Origin of the sequence: Enterobacter quasiroggenkampii, from assembly GCF_043972695.1 — a bacterium.
Classification (GTDB): Bacteria; Pseudomonadota; Gammaproteobacteria; order Enterobacterales; family Enterobacteriaceae; genus Enterobacter; species Enterobacter quasiroggenkampii.
On sequence record NZ_CP143745.1, the window covers coordinates 1,688,002 to 1,703,237 of the forward strand.

The window sequence follows — 15,236 nt, forward strand, 5'->3', positions numbered from 1 at the left end:
GTATAATCGTCCCCTCTCCCCTTTGGGGAGAGGGTTAGGGTGAGGGGGCATTCTCGCATTATCCCAAATTATCTCCCCCCATTAACCGTTTCAGCCTTCCTGCCTTCCTTGAGCGATGCCCGTTCTGGTGGTATTGTTTAGCGCTTTTGAAAAATTGAAACGACTTTTGAGGGGATTTTCGCAATGCGTATTATTCTGCTTGGCGCTCCGGGCGCGGGTAAAGGAACTCAGGCTCAGTTCATCATGGAGAAATACGGTATTCCGCAAATCTCCACCGGTGATATGCTGCGCGCCGCTGTTAAATCTGGCTCCGAGCTGGGTAAACAGGCGAAAGACATCATGGACGCAGGCAAGCTGGTGACCGACGAGCTGGTAATTGCTCTGGTCAAAGAGCGCATTGCTCAGGAAGACTGCCGTAACGGTTTCCTGCTGGACGGCTTCCCACGCACCATTCCTCAGGCTGACGCCATGAAAGAAGCGGGCATCAACGTGGACTACGTTCTGGAGTTCGACGTACCGGACGAGCTGATCGTTGACCGCATCGTTGGCCGTCGCGTACACGCTGCTTCTGGACGCGTTTACCACATCAAATTCAACCCGCCTAAGGTTGAAGGCAAAGATGACGTGACCGGCGAAGAGCTGACCACCCGTAAAGACGATCAGGAAGAGACCGTGCGCAAGCGCCTGGTGGAATACCATCAGATGACCGCGCCGCTGATCGGCTACTACACCAAAGAAGCGCAGGCGGGTAACACCAAATACGCCAAAGTCGACGGCACCAAAGCCGTGGCTGATGTACGTGCAGAGCTGGAAAAAATCCTCGGCTAATTGCACTTCTCTCACCCGGGTCCTCCGGGTGAGAAATATTCTCATCTTACCTATTGCAGCAATGGGTTCCGTTTAAACGCATTTCCGCTACAATTGACAACCATTCAAATGGTTAAGAGGCGTGAATGAGTCAGGCGAAAACCGGCATCCTGCTTGCCAATCTGGGCACTCCAGAAGCACCTACATCAGACGCGGTAAAACGCTACCTGCGACAATTTTTAAGCGACACGCGCGTCGTGGATTTTCCGCGACTGCTGTGGTGGCCGCTGCTGCGTGGCGTCATTCTGCCGATTCGTTCTCCGCGCGTCGCCAAACTCTATCAGTCCGTATGGATGGAAGAGGGCTCGCCGCTGATGGTCTACAGCCGTCGCCAGGAAAAAGCGCTGGCTGCCCGCCTGCCGGAGATGCCTGTCGCGCTCGGCATGAGCTACGGCAAACCCTCTCTGGAAAGCGCGGTAGAATCCCTGCTGGCGCAGGGCGTGGACCATATCGTGGTGCTGGCGCTCTACCCGCAGTACTCCTGCTCGACGGTGGCCGCCGTCTGGGACGAGCTGGCGCGCATTCTGGCGACCCGCCGCCGCATTCCGGGCGTGACCTTTATTCGCGACTACGCGGATAACGAGCTGTACATCAAGGCGCTTGCTAACAGCGCGCGCGCGTCGTTTGAAAAGCACGGTGAGCCGGATCTGCTGCTGCTCTCCTATCACGGGATCCCGCAGCGTTTCGCTAACGAAGGGGATGATTACCCGCAGCGCTGTCGCGATACCACCCGCGAGCTGGTCTCCGCCCTTGGCCTGCCGCCGGAGAAGGTGATGATGACCTTCCAGTCGCGCTTCGGCCGCGAGCCGTGGCTGACGCCGTACACCGATGAAACCCTCAAAATGCTCGGCGAGAAGGGCGTGAAGCATATTCAGGTGATGTCGCCGGGCTTCTCGGCAGACTGTCTGGAAACGCTGGAGGAGATTGCGGTGCAAAACCGGGAATTTTTCCTGGAGGCTGGCGGCGAAAAGTACGAGTACATTCCGGCGCTTAACGACTCGCCTGAGCATATCGACATGATGGTCTCACTGGTGACGAACAGCCGCTGATCGCACTCCGGGCCGGGTTTGTGCTACCATTCCCGGCCCATATTCTTCGTACAGTTCAGACCATGAAATTTCCCGGTAAACGTAAATCCAAACACTACTTCCCCGTCGATGCCCGCGATCCGCTCCTGCAGCAGATCCAGCCAGAAAATGAAACCAGCGCGGCGTGGGTCGTCGGTATCGATCAGACGCTGGTGGACATTGAGGCGAAAGTGGATGATGCGTTTGTCGCCCGTTACGGTCTGAGCGCCGGACATTCGCTGGTGATTGAAGACGACGTTGCCGAAGCGCTGTACCAGGAGCTGGTGCGCGAAAACCTGATTACCCATCAGTTCGCCGGTGGCACCATCGGCAATACCATGCATAACTACTCCGTGCTGGCCGACGACCGTTCGGTACTGCTCGGCGTGATGTGCAGCAACATTGAAATTGGCGGCTACGCTTACCGCTATCTGTGCAACACCTCCAGCCGTACCGATCTGAACTATCTTCAGGGCGTCGACGGCCCGATTGGCCGCTGCTTTACGCTGATCGGCGAATCCGGCGAGCGGACCTTTGCCATCAGTCCTGGGCATATGAACAAGCTGCGCGCGGAAAGCATTCCCGAAGAGGTGATTGCGGGCGCCTCGGCGCTGGTGCTGACCTCCTACCTGGTGCGCTGCAAGCCGGGCGAGCCGATGCCTGAAGCGACCATGAAGGCGATTGAGTACGCGAAGAAGTACGACGTGCCGGTCGTTCTGACGCTGGGCACCAAATTCGTGATTGCCGATAACCCAGAGTGGTGGCAGGCGTTCCTGAAAGAGCACGTCTCGATTCTGGCGATGAACGAAGAGGAGGCCGAAGCGCTGACCGGTGAAAGCGATCCGCTGCTGGCGTCCGATAAAGCGCTGGACTGGGTGGATCTGGTGCTCTGCACCGCGGGCCCTGTCGGACTGTATATGGCCGGCTTCACGGAGGAAGAGAGCAAACGCAAAACCCAGCATCCGCTGCTGCCCGGCGCGATTGCCGAGTTTAACCAGTACGAGTTCAGCCGCGGCATGCGTTACAAGGATTGCGTGAATCCGCTGCGTATTTATTCTCACATCGCCCCCTACATGGGCGGTCCGGAGAAGATCATGAACACCAACGGCGCAGGCGACGGCGCGCTGGCCGCGCTGCTGCACGACATTACCGCCAATGCCTACCACAAAACCAACGTGCCGAATTCCAGCAAGCATAAGTTCAGCTGGCTGACCTATTCGTCGCTGGCGCAGGTGTGCAAGTACGCCAACCGCGTAAGCTATCAGGTGCTGAACCAGCACTCACCGCGCTTAACGCGTGGCCTGCCAGAACGGGAAGACAGCCTCGAAGAGGCGTATTGGGATCGGTAAATGTAAAAAGGCAACGTAAGTTGCCTTTTTTAATGTTTGTTCCCTCTCCCCGTGGGAGAGGGCCAGGGTGAGGGCATCAGGCCGCACCAAACCTACCCCGTCACCGCCTCTTCAACCGGCGGTTTCTCCAGCAGCGTCAGCATGGTGTTAGCAATCTCGCGCTCGCCCATCACCACCTTATCTGCACCGCGCTCGGTAATGTACTCCACCTCGTCGTCATAATGCGCCCGGGCGATAATCTCAATCGTTGGGCACTTCGCGCGTGCGGAGGCCACAATCTCACCCGCTTCATAGCCGTTGGGTATGGTGAGCAGCAGCCAGCGGGCGCAGTCCAGATGCGCCAGATTCATGATCTCTTCGTTTGCCGCATTGCCCAGCACCGCGCGAATACCGCGCTCGCGCAGCTCGTCGACGCGGGTGCGTGAGGTTTCAATCACCACCAGCGGAATGCCCTGCGCCATCAGCTTCTCGCCGAGCAGGCTGCCCACGCGGCCAAAGCCGACCAGCAGGGCGTGATTGCAAATATCCACCGGGATCTGCTTCTCTTCTTCGATGGCCTCTTCCAGCGTCTGCTCTTCCAGCGTTTCGGTTTTGTCGAGGTATTTTTCCAGCAGGGCAAACAGGACCGGGTTCAGCATAATCGACAGGATCGCCCCCGCGAGCACCAGGTTTTGTCCGGCCTGCGGCAGCAGGTTCAGGGCCATGCCCAGACCGGCCAGAATAAAGGCGAATTCGCCAATCTGCGCCAGGCTGGCGGCAATAGTCAGCGCCGTACGCGGGGAGTGACCGAACATTCGCACCAGGAAGAAGGCGGCGAGCGACTTACCAAAAATAATGATCGCCAGCGTGCCCAGCACGGCCAGCGGTTGCTGGATCAGCACCAGCGGATCGAACAGCATCCCGACGGAGACGAAGAACAGCACGGCAAACGCATCGCGCAGCGGCAGCGTATCGTGCGCCGCACGGTGGCTCAGCTCGGATTCGTTCAGCACCATCCCGGCGAAGAACGCGCCCAGGGCAAAGGAGACATCAAACAGCTCAACGGCACCAAAGGCGATGCCCAGTGCCAGCGCCAGCACGGAGAGGGTGAACAGCTCGCGGGAGCCGGTCGCCGCGCTGCGGGACATGATCCACGGTACCAGACGGCGGCCCACCAGCATCATGATGGCGATAAACGCCACCACTTTACCGATGGTGATGCTCATATCCAGCGCCAGCGAGGCGAAGCCGACGTTGTCTTTTTCCATCATTCCGGCGACGGCGGGCAGCAGCACCAGCGTCAGGACCATGACCAGATCTTCAACAATCAGCCAGCCGATCGCGATCTGCCCGCGCTGGCTGTCAATCAGCTGTCTCTCCTCAAGCGCGCGCAGCAGCACCACGGTACTGGCGGTTGAGAGACACAGCCCAAATACGATACCGGTCATTAACGACCAGCCCAGCACGGCCGAAAGCGCCATCCCAAGCAGCGTCGCCACCCCTATCTGGGCGATCGCTCCCGGTATGGCAATCGACTTTACCGCCATCAAATCCTTCAGGGAAAAGTGCAGACCGACGCCAAACATCAGCAGAATCACGCCCAATTCCGCCAGTTCAGGGGCCAGTTTGGTATCCGCAACGAAGCCTGGCGTAAACGGTCCCGCCAGCACACCTGCCAGCAGATAGCCGACAAGAGGAGAAATACGCAGTTTATTGGCAATCATGCCGAGGATAAAAGCGAGCACAAGTCCACCAACAATGGTGGTGATAAGCGGTGTGGCGTGGTGCATTCCGTCTCCTTTCGTTGTGGGTGTTCCTTTTTGGTGAAAAACCAAAAAACCGAGTAATAGTTTATGACAATTTTTACTCTTATGTTTATGAATAATTGTTGAAGTTTGAATAAAACAGCAATATGCGCGTAAAAAAGCGCATTTTGATAAATTCAGCGAGAGGAGAAAGAAGAAACCCTTATGGCATCAGGGTGTCAGGCAGCCAACGTCACACTTTGGCTGCCCGTAATTCACGCTTTGTGGCGGTTATCAGGCAGGAATATGGTCAACATCCCAAGAAGTGGCAGGAAAGCGCAGATTTTATAAACCAGGAAGATGCTGGTGTGATCCGCAACCATTCCTAACACCGCTGCACCCAGCCCGCCCATGCCGAAGGCAAAACCGAAAAACAGTCCGGAAACCATACCGATACGGCCAGGCAGCAGCTCCTGGGCATAGACCAGAATGGCGGAAAACGCGGAAGCGAGGATAAAACCAATAATCACGGTTAAAATTCCCGTCCATTCAAGGCTGGCGTAAGGCAAAATGAGGGTAAAGGGCGCCACGCCGAGGATAGAGCCCCAAATGACATATTTACGCCCAATCTTATCCCCCACAGGCCCGCCAATGACCGTGCCGGCCGCAACGGCGAACAGGAAGGCAAACAGGTGAATCTGCGCATTTTGTACCGATAATCCGAATTTTTGCATCAGATAAAAGGTGTAATAGCTGCTGATGCTCGCCATATAGAAGTATTTCGAGAAAATCAGCACCAGCAGGACAGCCACCGCCAGGATAACCTTATTGCGCGGCAGGGGATTGATAACCTTCGCTTTAGGTTTTCCTTTATTCACCCGATGCTGAGCGGCATACCAGCGGCTAATCTGCGCCAGCACGATAATCGCCAGCAGCGCGGCCAGCACAAACCACGCCACGTTGCCTTTACCGTAAGGGGCAATAATCACTGCGGCCAGCAGCGGGCCGAGAGAGCTACCAAAGTTACCGCCCACCTGGAAAAGTGACTGCGCCAGGCCGTGACGACCACCGGACGCCATCCGTGCCACGCGGGAGGACTCCGGATGGAACACGGACGAGCCGGTACCCACCAGCGCGGCGGCGATCAGCACGGCTTCAAAACTCCCGGCCATGGCGAGTAGCACCAGACCGCTTAGGGTAAAGCACATGCCGATCGGCAGCGACCACGGCATCGGGTATTTATCCGTCCAGTAGCCCACCACTGGCTGCAGCAGCGAGGAAGCCAGCTGGAAGGTCAGGGTGATCATCCCGATCTGCACGAAGGTTAACGAAAACTCGGACTGCAGCAGCGGATAAATTGCCAGAATCAACGACTGGATCATGTCGTTGAGCAGGTGTGAAAGACTGATTGCCCCTAAGACTTTAAAGGAGGTGCGCGACGCAGGCGGCGACGCTGGCGCGCCCGGAACGGGCTGGGTTGATTCACTGATTGCCATAAATACCACGTTTTGTTAGCAGAAGTGCAGGGAGTAATTATTATCCGACTAACATACCCGCCTGCGACATTTGAAGAAAGTCGCAATTATGAAAACTTATTTGTCTATTCTTATTAGTCACTGTAATTTCTGCCTTTGTCTATTGGTCAGGGAGAGAGAAGATGAAGTTAATGAAGCGGGGCGTCGCGCTGGCGCTCATCGCGGCGTGGGGGCTGGTAAGCCTGCCCGCGCAGGCGTATGAAAAAGACAAAACCTATAAAATTACCATTCTGCATACCAACGATCACCACGGTCATTTCTGGCGCAGTGAATACGGCGAATATGGCCTCTCGGCACAAAAAACGCTGGTGGACGGCATTCGTAAAGAGGTCGCAGCCCAGGGCGGCAGCGTGTTGCTGCTCTCAGGCGGCGATATCAACACCGGCGTGCCGGAATCCGATTTGCAGGACGCCGAACCCGACTTTCGCGGCATGAATCTGATTGGCTACGACGCGATGGCCGTCGGTAACCATGAATTTGATAATCCGCTGACCGTACTCCGTCAGCAGGAAAAATGGGCCAAATTCCCGTTCCTCTCCGCCAATATTTACCAAAAAAGTACCGGCGAGCGCCTGTTTAAGCCGTGGGCGCTGTTTAAGCGTCAGGATCTGAAGATCGCGGTCATCGGCTTAACCACCGACGATACGGCGAAAATTGGCAACCCTGAGTTCTTCACCGATATCGAATTCCGCAAACCGGCGGACGAAGCGAAGCTGGTGATTCAGGAGCTGCAGCAAAACGAAAAGCCGGACGTCATTATCGCCACCACGCACATGGGGCACTACGACAACGGTGAGCACGGCTCTAACGCGCCCGGTGACGTGGAGATGGCGCGCAGCCTGCCTGCGGGCTCGCTGGCAATGATTGTGGGTGGTCACTCACAGGATCCAGTGTGTATGGCATCCGAGAACAAAAAGCAGGTGGACTACGTCCCGGGCACACCGTGTGCGCCAGACCGTCAAAACGGTATCTGGATTGTGCAGGCGCACGAGTGGGGCAAATACGTGGGTCGGGCAGACTTTGAGTTCCGTAACGGCGAGATGAAGCTGGTTCATTATCAGCTCATTCCGGTCAACCTGAAGAAGAAAGTCACTTACCCTGACGGGAAAAGCGAGCGCGTACTTTACACGCCAGAGATCGCTGAAAACCAGCAGATGCTCTCCCTGCTGACGCCGTTCCAGAACAAAGGCAAGGCGCAGCTGGATGTGAAAATCGGCACGCTGAACGGTCGTCTGGAGGGGGACCGCAGTAAAGTTCGCTTCGTGCAGACCAACATGGGCCACCTGGTGCTCGCGGCGCAAATGGCGCGCACCGGGGCTGATTTTGGCGTGATGAGCGGCGGTGGCATTCGTGATTCCATCGAAGGTGGAAACATCACCTATAAAGACGTTCTGAAGGTGCAGCCGTTCGGTAACGTGGTGGTTTATGCCGACATGAGCGGGAAAGAGGTTGTTGAGTACCTGACCGCCGTGGCGCAGATGAAGCCGGATTCCGGGGCCTATCCGCAGTTTGCCAACGTGAGCTTCGTAGCGAAAGACGGCAAGCTTAACGACCTGAAGATCAAAGGCGAACCGGTTGACCCGGCGAAAACCTACCGTCTGGCGACGTTAAGCTTTAACGCCACCGGCGGTGACGGCTATCCGCATATTGATAATAAACCAGGATACGTGAACACTGGCTTTATCGATGCAGAAGTGCTGAAGCAGTATATCGAGCAGAATTCGCCGATTGACGTGAATGCGTATGAGCCGAAAGGTGAGGTGAGCTGGCAGTAGTGCCGTTGTGTTGCCCGGTGGCGCTGCGCTTACCGGGCCTACGGGTGCAAAATGTAGGCCGGGTAAGGCGTAGCCGCCACCCGGCTTTTTTTACTCCCGGCGGGCAATATCCGCAAACTTCGCGTCCAGCATTTTCGCCAGGTCGCCCGCGGCCAGCTCAATGTCCAGCCCGCGTTTGCCGCCGGAGATAAAGATGGTCTCGAACTCCTGTGAAGGGGCATCGATCAGCGTCGGCAGGCGTTTTTTCTGCCCGAGTGGACTGATGCCGCCCACCAGGTAGCCCGTGGTGCGCTGCGCCACCATCGGATCCGCCATATCCACCTTCTTCGCCCCCAGCGCTTTGGCGACTTTCTTAAGGTCCAGCTGTCCTGCCACGGGCGTCACCGCCACGGCGAGGTGCTTCATATCGCCGTTCACCGCCACCAGCAGCGTTTTATAAACCTGGTCCGCGTTCAGCCCCAGCTTGCGCACCACTTCATCACCAAAGTTGGTTTCATTCGGATCGTGATCGTAGGTGTGGATCCGGAAAGAAATGTTGTTTTTTTCGAGTAATTTAACGGCGGGAGTCATAGCTATCCTTCTTACGACAGACAAATCATGCCAACAGCATACGCCTGACGTTTGTCTAAAAAATAGCACCATCTTGCGCAATAGTGTTGGCAGTGATGGTCACTTTGAGCGACAATCGGCTCAACCGAAGGTCTCCTTCGGCATAATAAAAACGATGAAATTCCTCTTTGACGGGCCAATAGAAATATTGGCCATTTTTTTATTTCAGCAACGACGGCAAGTTCCCTTCTCCGTACAAATGTAACGCCCCGACCGCCACCACGTAACGCCCCGCAGGTAAGGCATGCAGCGTCTGCCGCCAGGCTTTATTGCGCGCATTCATCAGCACATCATACAGCGATTCGCTGAACGTCGACGGTAACGCCAGCCTGCCGTCCGCGGGCGGGGCATCCAGCCACCAGCCAATCATGGTTTGCAGCAGGCGCGCGTTGGTGTGCCAGTGGGTCAGCGTATCATCCAGCAGCATCAGACCGTCGTCGGGAAGCTGTCGCAGGAGCGCAATCTGGCTGTCCGTTCCTTCCAGCTCGATGATGGGCAAACTGCGCGCCCTTGCCACGTTCAGCAGCTGGTAATCAATGCCGTAATCACCCCGCAGCCCCAGACGCTGCGCCTGCGTAGCCTGCAATACCATCGCGATTTGCCACAGCGGCAGGGTGTCAATCATGGAGAGCGAGACGCCGGTTTCCTCGGCGACGCGCGTCAGTTCCGCAAGCTGGGCTTCATCCAGGCGTTCCGCCAGGGTGAGATCGCTCTCGAGCCCGGCAAACGGTGACTCCTGACCCGAAATGTCCGCCTCAACGACCAGCGCATCGGCGTGTTTCAGCAGTTTAATCAGGCCGGGAGGCAGGGGAGACATATCCTGCGTGCCCATATGGATGCTGCCAACCAGGTGCAGGTGTTGCCCGCCGGGAAGCGAAATATCCAGACCGGGCCAGGCGTAACGGCGAGGGAAAAGGGCGCGAAACGATGTTTTTATACGATGAAACAGACCCATACGCGCTCCATAAACGGAAAGGTTCATGCTAGCGCGTACGGGTACAAGGTTCAATCCTTCGGTTTAAACCGCAACAGCCGGTTGGCGTTGCTGACCACGGTGATGGAGGAGAGCGCCATCGCCGCACCCGCGACGACCGGATTAAGCAGCGTGCCGGTCAGCGGCCACAAAATACCGGCAGCAATCGGAATACCGAGCGAGTTGTAGATAAACGCCCCCAGCAGGTTCTGCTTCATGTTGCGCAGCGTAGCTTTCGAAATGGCCAGCGCATCGGCCACGCCCATCAGGCTGTGGCGCATCAGCGTGATGGCCGCGGTTTCGATGGCCACGTCGCTCCCGCCGCCCATTGCGATCCCCACATCCGCCTGGGCCAGCGCCGGGGCATCGTTGATGCCGTCGCCGACCATTGCCACCTGACGGCCCTGACGTTGCAGGTTTTTAATGGCGTCCGCTTTGCCGTCCGGCAGTACGCCCGCAATCACCTCGTCAATACCGGCTTCTTTCGCGATGGCGTTGGCGGTGGTTGGGTTATCCCCGGTCAACATCACCAGACGATATCCAGCACGGTGCAGGCGCTGTAAGGCATCCACGCTGTCCTGGCGAAGCGGATCGCGCACGGCCAGCAGCGCGGCGGCTTTGCCATCCACCGCCAGCAGAACCGGGGTGGCGCCCTGTGACGCCTGCGCCTTCAGCTCACTGTCCAGCGCGGCGGTATCAATGCCGTTTTCATTGAGCAATGTCTGGTTGCCCAGCAGCAGCGCGTGGCCTTCTGCTTCACCGCTCACGCCGAGCCCGCGCAGGGTGCGGAACTGGTTCACCTGCGGCAGGGCAGACGCATTGGCTTTATCAAGAATGGCGCGCGCCAGTGGATGGCTGGAGCCTTGCTCCAGCGCGGCGGCGAGACGCAGTGCATCCTCTTCCGAAATGCCCACGGTGTGGACGGCGACCACCTGCGGTTTACCTTCCGTCAGCGTGCCGGTTTTATCAAACACCAGCGTGTCCAGGGTGCTGGCCCGCTGCAGCGCGTCCGCGTCCCGCACCAGCACGCCAAATTCGGCCGCGCGGCCTACGCCGGAGATAATCGACATTGGCGTCGCCAGACCAAGGGCGCAAGGGCAGGCGATGATCAGCACCGTGGTGGCGATCACCAGGGTATACACAATCTGCGGTGCCGGGCCGAAGAAGTACCAGATCGCCGCACTCAGCAGGGCAATGCCGACCACCACCGGCACAAAAATGGCCGAGATTTTGTCAGCAAGCTGGCCAATTTCTGGTTTACTGCTCTGCGCCTGGCGCACCATGCGAATAATACGCGACAGCGTCGTGTGGCTGCCGACGGCGCTGGCGGTGAACAGCACGCTGCCGTCCTGCACGACCGTACCGGCATGCACGGCGTCGCCGTCTGATTTCTGCTGAGGGATAGGCTCCCCGGTCAGCATCGCTTCATCCAGCCAGGCTTCGCCCTGGGTTATCTTGCCGTCAACGGGAACCCGGTCGCCGGTGGTCAGACGCAGCGTCATGCCGGGCTGAACCTCGGCCAGCGGAACGCTTTTTTCCCCTTCGTCCGTGACCACGCGGGCCGTCGGTGGGGTTAAATCAAGCAATCTTTCCAGCGCTTTCGAGGAGCGCTGGCGGGCGCGGGCTTCCAGCATATGGCCTAAGTTAATCAGGCCGATAATCATCGCGCTCGCTTCATAATAGAGATGCCGCGCTTCCATCGGGAACCACTGGGGCCAGACGTTCACGCTCATCGAATAGAGCCACGCCGCGCCGGTACCGAGGGCGACCAGGGTATCCATCGTCGCGGTACGATTTTTCAGGCTCTTCCAGGCGCTGGTATAGAAATGTCCGCCTGCGAACACCATCACCGCAAGGGTAATCAAACCAATCACCAGCCACAGCGTGCGGTTGTCGTCGGTGACCATCATGTTGTCGCCGAGCATGCCCCACACCATCACCGGAATACCGACCAGCAGGGCGACAATCGCCTGCCAGCGGAAGCGCTTCATGGTGGCGATAGCCGTTTCCTGCTGGCGCTCGCGGCGTTCGGCATCATCTTCGATGGCCTCCGCGCCGTAGCCCGCTTTCTCAACGGCCTGCACTAACTCTGCGGCGGAGGCGTTGCCCATTACCAGCGCAGTACGCTCCGCAAGATTGACCCGTGCCTGCGCGACACCCGGTACCGCCTGCAGGGCGTTTTGTACCCGGGAGACGCAGCTGGCGCAGCTCATGCCGTTGATCAGCAGCTGTTGGCTGTCATCAATATCATCCGCTGCCGGAAGCTCAGGAGTGGCCGCTGTCAGTGCTTCCGACGGGGATGATGACTCTGCCAGCGGTTTAGCCTTTGGGTGGCTTAACTCCGCCCCGTAACCGGCCTGCTTGATGGTATCAATCAGCGCATCCGCGCTGGCGCTGCCGGTCACGGCGGCATGATCGATAGTCACGTCAGCGCTTTCCACATCAGGGCGCTGTTCCAGGCTTTCTTTAACGCGTTTGACGCAGTGGCCGCAGGAGAGACCGTCCAGCGTCAGGTCAATAGTGTGAGACATAACAAAACTCCCGTATAATATTTTGGTCAGTTGTTGACCGGAGTAACGCTTTTCACTAACTGTTATGAAGGTTAAACCTTCCATCAAGGGGAAGGTCAAGGGGGAAATGTGAATATCAGTGATGTGGCAAAAAAAACCGGCTTAACCAGCAAAGCGATTCGCTTTTATGAAGAGAAGGGGCTGGTGACGCCGCCGCTGCGCAGTGAAAACGGCTACCGTAGCTACACGCAGCTGCATCTGGATGAACTGACGCTGCTGCGCCAGGCAAGACAGGTCGGTTTTAATCTGGAAGAGTGCGGCGAGCTGGTTAACCTGTTCAACGATCCAAAGCGTCACAGCGCCGACGTGAAAAAACGCACACTGGAAAAGGTGGCCGAAATTGATCGCCACATCGTCGAGCTACAGGCGATGCGCGAACAGCTGCTGCAGCTCGCGGCGTCCTGTCCGGGGGATGACAGCGCCGACTGCCCGATTATCGATAACCTTGCCGGCTGCTGCCACCGCAAAACCCACGCTTAGCAGGCTTTTACCCGCAGGGTAATGCCCTCCACCGCGATGACCTCCACCCGCGTGCCGGCGCTGAGGTCATCGTCGGCCACCACCGGCCACGAGCTGTCGCCTACCCGCATGTGCCCACGTCCGTTCACCAGCGTGCTGTCGAGCGTAAAACGCTTGCCGACAATCTGCTGTCCGCGCTGGTTAAGGTGGGCGTCCACCGGTTTCTGCTCGTTAACCCGCCGGTTGAGCCAGCGCCACCACAGCCAGGCGGCCACCAGCGTCAGCACGGCAAACAGCGCGCCCTGCCACGCCCACTCCAGGGGAAGGATCCAGACCAGAAGACCGGTAATGACGGCAGCAACACCGCTCCAGAGCAGGTAGCCGTTGCCGCCCAGCATCTCCGCCGCCAGCAATAAGCCGCCGAGGCTTAGCCAGAAGGCATGAGGATGTGCAACGATCAACTCAATCATTTTTTACGCTCGTTTCCGCTATCCTTGATCAGTTCGGCTATGCCCGCGATAGAGCCCATCAGGCTGCTTGCATCCAGCGGCATCATCACCACTTTGCTGTTGTTCGCCGACCCAATCTCTTTCAGCGCGTCAGTATATTTTTGCGCGACAAAGTAGTTCACGGCCTGAATATCACCGGCGGCAATCGCCTCCGACACCATCTGGGTCGCGCGGGCTTCCGCTTCGGCGGAACGCTCGCGGGCTTCCGCCTGCAAGAACGCGGACTGACGATCGCCTTCCGCTTTCAGGATCTGCGACTGTTTTTCCCCTTCCGCTTTGAGGATCTCCGCCTGGCGTACCCCTTCGGCTTCCAGAATATAGGCGCGCTTGGTTCGCTCGGCTTTCATCTGGGCGTTCATGGAGGCGATCAGCTCCGCCGGCGGGCGCACGTCGCGGATCTCGATGCGGGTAACTTTGATCCCCCACGGGTTGGTAGCCTCGTCGACAATGTGCAGCAGGCGGGTGTTGATGCTGTCGCGCTGGGAAAGCATCTCGTCCAGCTCCATCGAGCCGAGCACGGTACGGATGTTGGTCATCGTCAGGTTGACGATCGCCAGCTCCAGGTTGCTGACCTCATAGGCCGCTTTCGGCGCGTCAATCACCTGAATAAAGCAGACGGCGTCGATGGTGACGTTGGCGTTATCCTTGGAGATCACTTCCTGGGACGGAATGTCCAGAACCTGCTCCATCATGTTGATCTTGCGACCAATTCTGTCCATGAACGGAACAATCAGGCTTAAGCCTGGCTGGAGTGTGTTGGTGTATCGGCCGAAACGCTCGACGGTCCACTGATAACCCTGAGGGACAATTTTGACGCCGGCGCCTACGATAACCAGCGCAACGAAAATAAGGACGGGAACAACGATAAGCATAAAAACCTCCTGTTTTGCATGCTGTGGCGAGTGAAAGTGTATGTTTATTGCTCGTAAGTATAGGTAAAGTCAGAGATGAATCCATCACCCGCTTCAGCAATGGCTTTCGATAATCCCTGGTAGTAATTCTCCAGCCCCAGCGCTTCGATACGCTGGATCTGTTCGCGAATGGGGGCGCAGAACAGAACGGCATTCCCCGCTTCAACGCGTTTGTTATTCGGTGGAAGGTCGCCCGCGATGGCTTTAAACCAGGTTCTGATGCCCTGCTTTAAATTATGCGGCGCTTTTGCCAGGTTATCCATGCCCGTCAGGACCTGCAGAGTCGGGAACTCATCGGCCAGCACGGCGGTTTTCATGCGCGCAAAGAACTGGCTGAACAGCTCGAACGAGCCCAGATCGGTGACGCGGGGCTTGGTGGTTTTACCGTTTTTATTGCCGATTTTACCTGCCGCTGACGCTGCGGCCGGAACCGCGTTCACCTTTTCCAGCTCCAGTCCGAACAGCAAATTGCAGTGCGCGCGGCGCGCTTTCAGCGGGTAGGACATCAGGACGTCAATGAACTGTGTGGCTTTCACATCCGCAAGATTGTGGTTGATAAGCCACTGGGTGCGTGAAAATTCCGCCGGAGAGACGAACCAGTCCGGCACCTCATTGAAGCGTTTTGATTTGCCTTCACCGTCAAATTCAAGGAAGTGTGTTCCGTTGTCGAAGGCGAAATAGCAATTTTTGAAGCTGCCGATCGTGGTGTTCACGATGAGCGCCTTCTTAACAAAGTCCACCACCTCTGCACCTATCACAAAACGCGTGAGCTCCGACGATTTGATGACTTCCATTAATGTTTCGACATCAGGAACACCAGGCTTCAGGGAGGGGAACTCATAAAAGATATGTGACATGTCGCATACTTCCTGTAGTGATGAAGGTGAC

The 15,236-nt window shown here is 57.5% G+C and carries 13 protein-coding genes; 5 read left to right on the plus strand and 8 right to left on the minus strand.

The window, feature by feature from the left end; all coding sequences use genetic code 11:
* The first annotated feature begins 183 nt into the window (after positions 1–183).
* From adk to V1572_RS08040, 3 genes are all read left to right on the plus strand, one after another.
* Positions 184–828: an adenylate kinase gene (gene adk, locus V1572_RS08030; RefSeq protein WP_006809841.1), complete on the plus strand. Its 645-nt coding sequence runs from the start codon at positions 184–186 to the stop codon at positions 826–828.
* A 125-nt stretch (positions 829–953) separates the two neighbouring features.
* Positions 954–1,916: a ferrochelatase gene (gene hemH / locus V1572_RS08035; protein WP_045909746.1), complete on the plus strand. Its 963-nt coding sequence runs from the start codon at positions 954–956 to the stop codon at positions 1,914–1,916.
* Positions 1,917–1,978: 62 nt separating this feature from the next.
* Positions 1,979–3,283 carry an inosine/guanosine kinase gene (locus V1572_RS08040; RefSeq protein WP_047716279.1) on the plus strand — a complete coding sequence of 435 codons (1,305 nt, stop codon included), beginning with the start codon at positions 1,979–1,981 and terminating at the stop codon, positions 3,281–3,283.
* Between the two features lie 92 nt (positions 3,284–3,375).
* Here the strand turns inward: V1572_RS08040 and ybaL are convergent, their stop codons facing one another.
* Both ybaL and V1572_RS08050 read right to left on the minus strand, forming a co-directional pair.
* Entirely contained in the window at positions 3,376–5,052 is a 1,677-nt protein-coding gene (ybaL, locus tag V1572_RS08045) for a YbaL family putative K(+) efflux transporter (protein ID WP_045909744.1), read from the minus strand.
* Positions 5,053–5,282: 230 nt separating this feature from the next.
* A complete protein-coding gene (locus tag V1572_RS08050; RefSeq protein WP_196352047.1) occupies positions 5,283–6,503 on the minus strand; it encodes an MFS transporter in 1,221 nt (406 codons plus the stop codon).
* A gap of 161 nt (positions 6,504–6,664) precedes the next feature.
* On the opposite strand from V1572_RS08050, the gene ushA reads away from it, so the two are divergent.
* The gene (ushA, locus tag V1572_RS08055) at positions 6,665–8,317 is read left to right on the plus strand and encodes a bifunctional UDP-sugar hydrolase/5'-nucleotidase UshA (RefSeq protein ID WP_045909743.1); all 1,653 of its coding nucleotides are present in this window, start codon (positions 6,665–6,667) and stop codon (positions 8,315–8,317) included.
* Positions 8,318–8,407: 90 nt separating this feature from the next.
* On the opposite strand, the gene ybaK is transcribed toward ushA, so the two are convergent.
* From ybaK to copA, 3 genes are all read right to left on the minus strand, one after another.
* On the minus strand, positions 8,408–8,887 hold the full coding sequence (gene ybaK, locus V1572_RS08060; RefSeq protein WP_059311188.1) for a Cys-tRNA(Pro)/Cys-tRNA(Cys) deacylase YbaK: 480 nt from the start codon (positions 8,885–8,887) through the stop codon (positions 8,408–8,410).
* 199 nt (positions 8,888–9,086) lie between these two features.
* The gene (locus tag V1572_RS08065) at positions 9,087–9,881 is read right to left on the minus strand and encodes a TraB/GumN family protein (protein ID WP_196345883.1); all 795 of its coding nucleotides are present in this window, start codon (positions 9,879–9,881) and stop codon (positions 9,087–9,089) included.
* 50 nt (positions 9,882–9,931) lie between these two features.
* Positions 9,932–12,430: a copper-exporting P-type ATPase CopA gene (gene copA, locus V1572_RS08070; protein WP_395299849.1), complete on the minus strand. Its 2,499-nt coding sequence runs from the start codon at positions 12,428–12,430 to the stop codon at positions 9,932–9,934.
* Between the two features lie 108 nt (positions 12,431–12,538).
* Between copA and cueR the strand changes: the two genes are divergently transcribed.
* Complete coding sequence (gene cueR, locus V1572_RS08075; protein ID WP_395299850.1) at positions 12,539–12,949, plus strand: Cu(I)-responsive transcriptional regulator; 411 nt, start codon at positions 12,539–12,541, stop codon at positions 12,947–12,949.
* On the opposite strand, the gene V1572_RS08080 is transcribed toward cueR, so the two are convergent.
* From V1572_RS08080 to V1572_RS08090, 3 genes are read right to left on the minus strand one after another with little or no spacing between them, the layout of a single operon-like run.
* Positions 12,946–13,398 carry an NfeD family protein gene (locus V1572_RS08080; protein ID WP_048225940.1) on the minus strand — a complete coding sequence of 151 codons (453 nt, stop codon included), beginning with the start codon at positions 13,396–13,398 and terminating at the stop codon, positions 12,946–12,948. The genes cueR and V1572_RS08080 overlap by 4 nt on opposite strands.
* Positions 13,395–14,309 (minus strand): SPFH domain-containing protein, encoded by a 915-nt coding sequence (locus V1572_RS08085; RefSeq protein WP_008499312.1) that lies wholly within the window; start codon positions 14,307–14,309, stop codon positions 13,395–13,397. The genes V1572_RS08080 and V1572_RS08085 overlap by 4 nt, the downstream gene beginning before the upstream one ends.
* A gap of 44 nt (positions 14,310–14,353) precedes the next feature.
* Entirely contained in the window at positions 14,354–15,205 is an 852-nt protein-coding gene (locus tag V1572_RS08090) for a hypothetical protein (protein WP_395299851.1), read from the minus strand.
* Positions 15,206–15,236 lie beyond the last annotated feature (31 nt).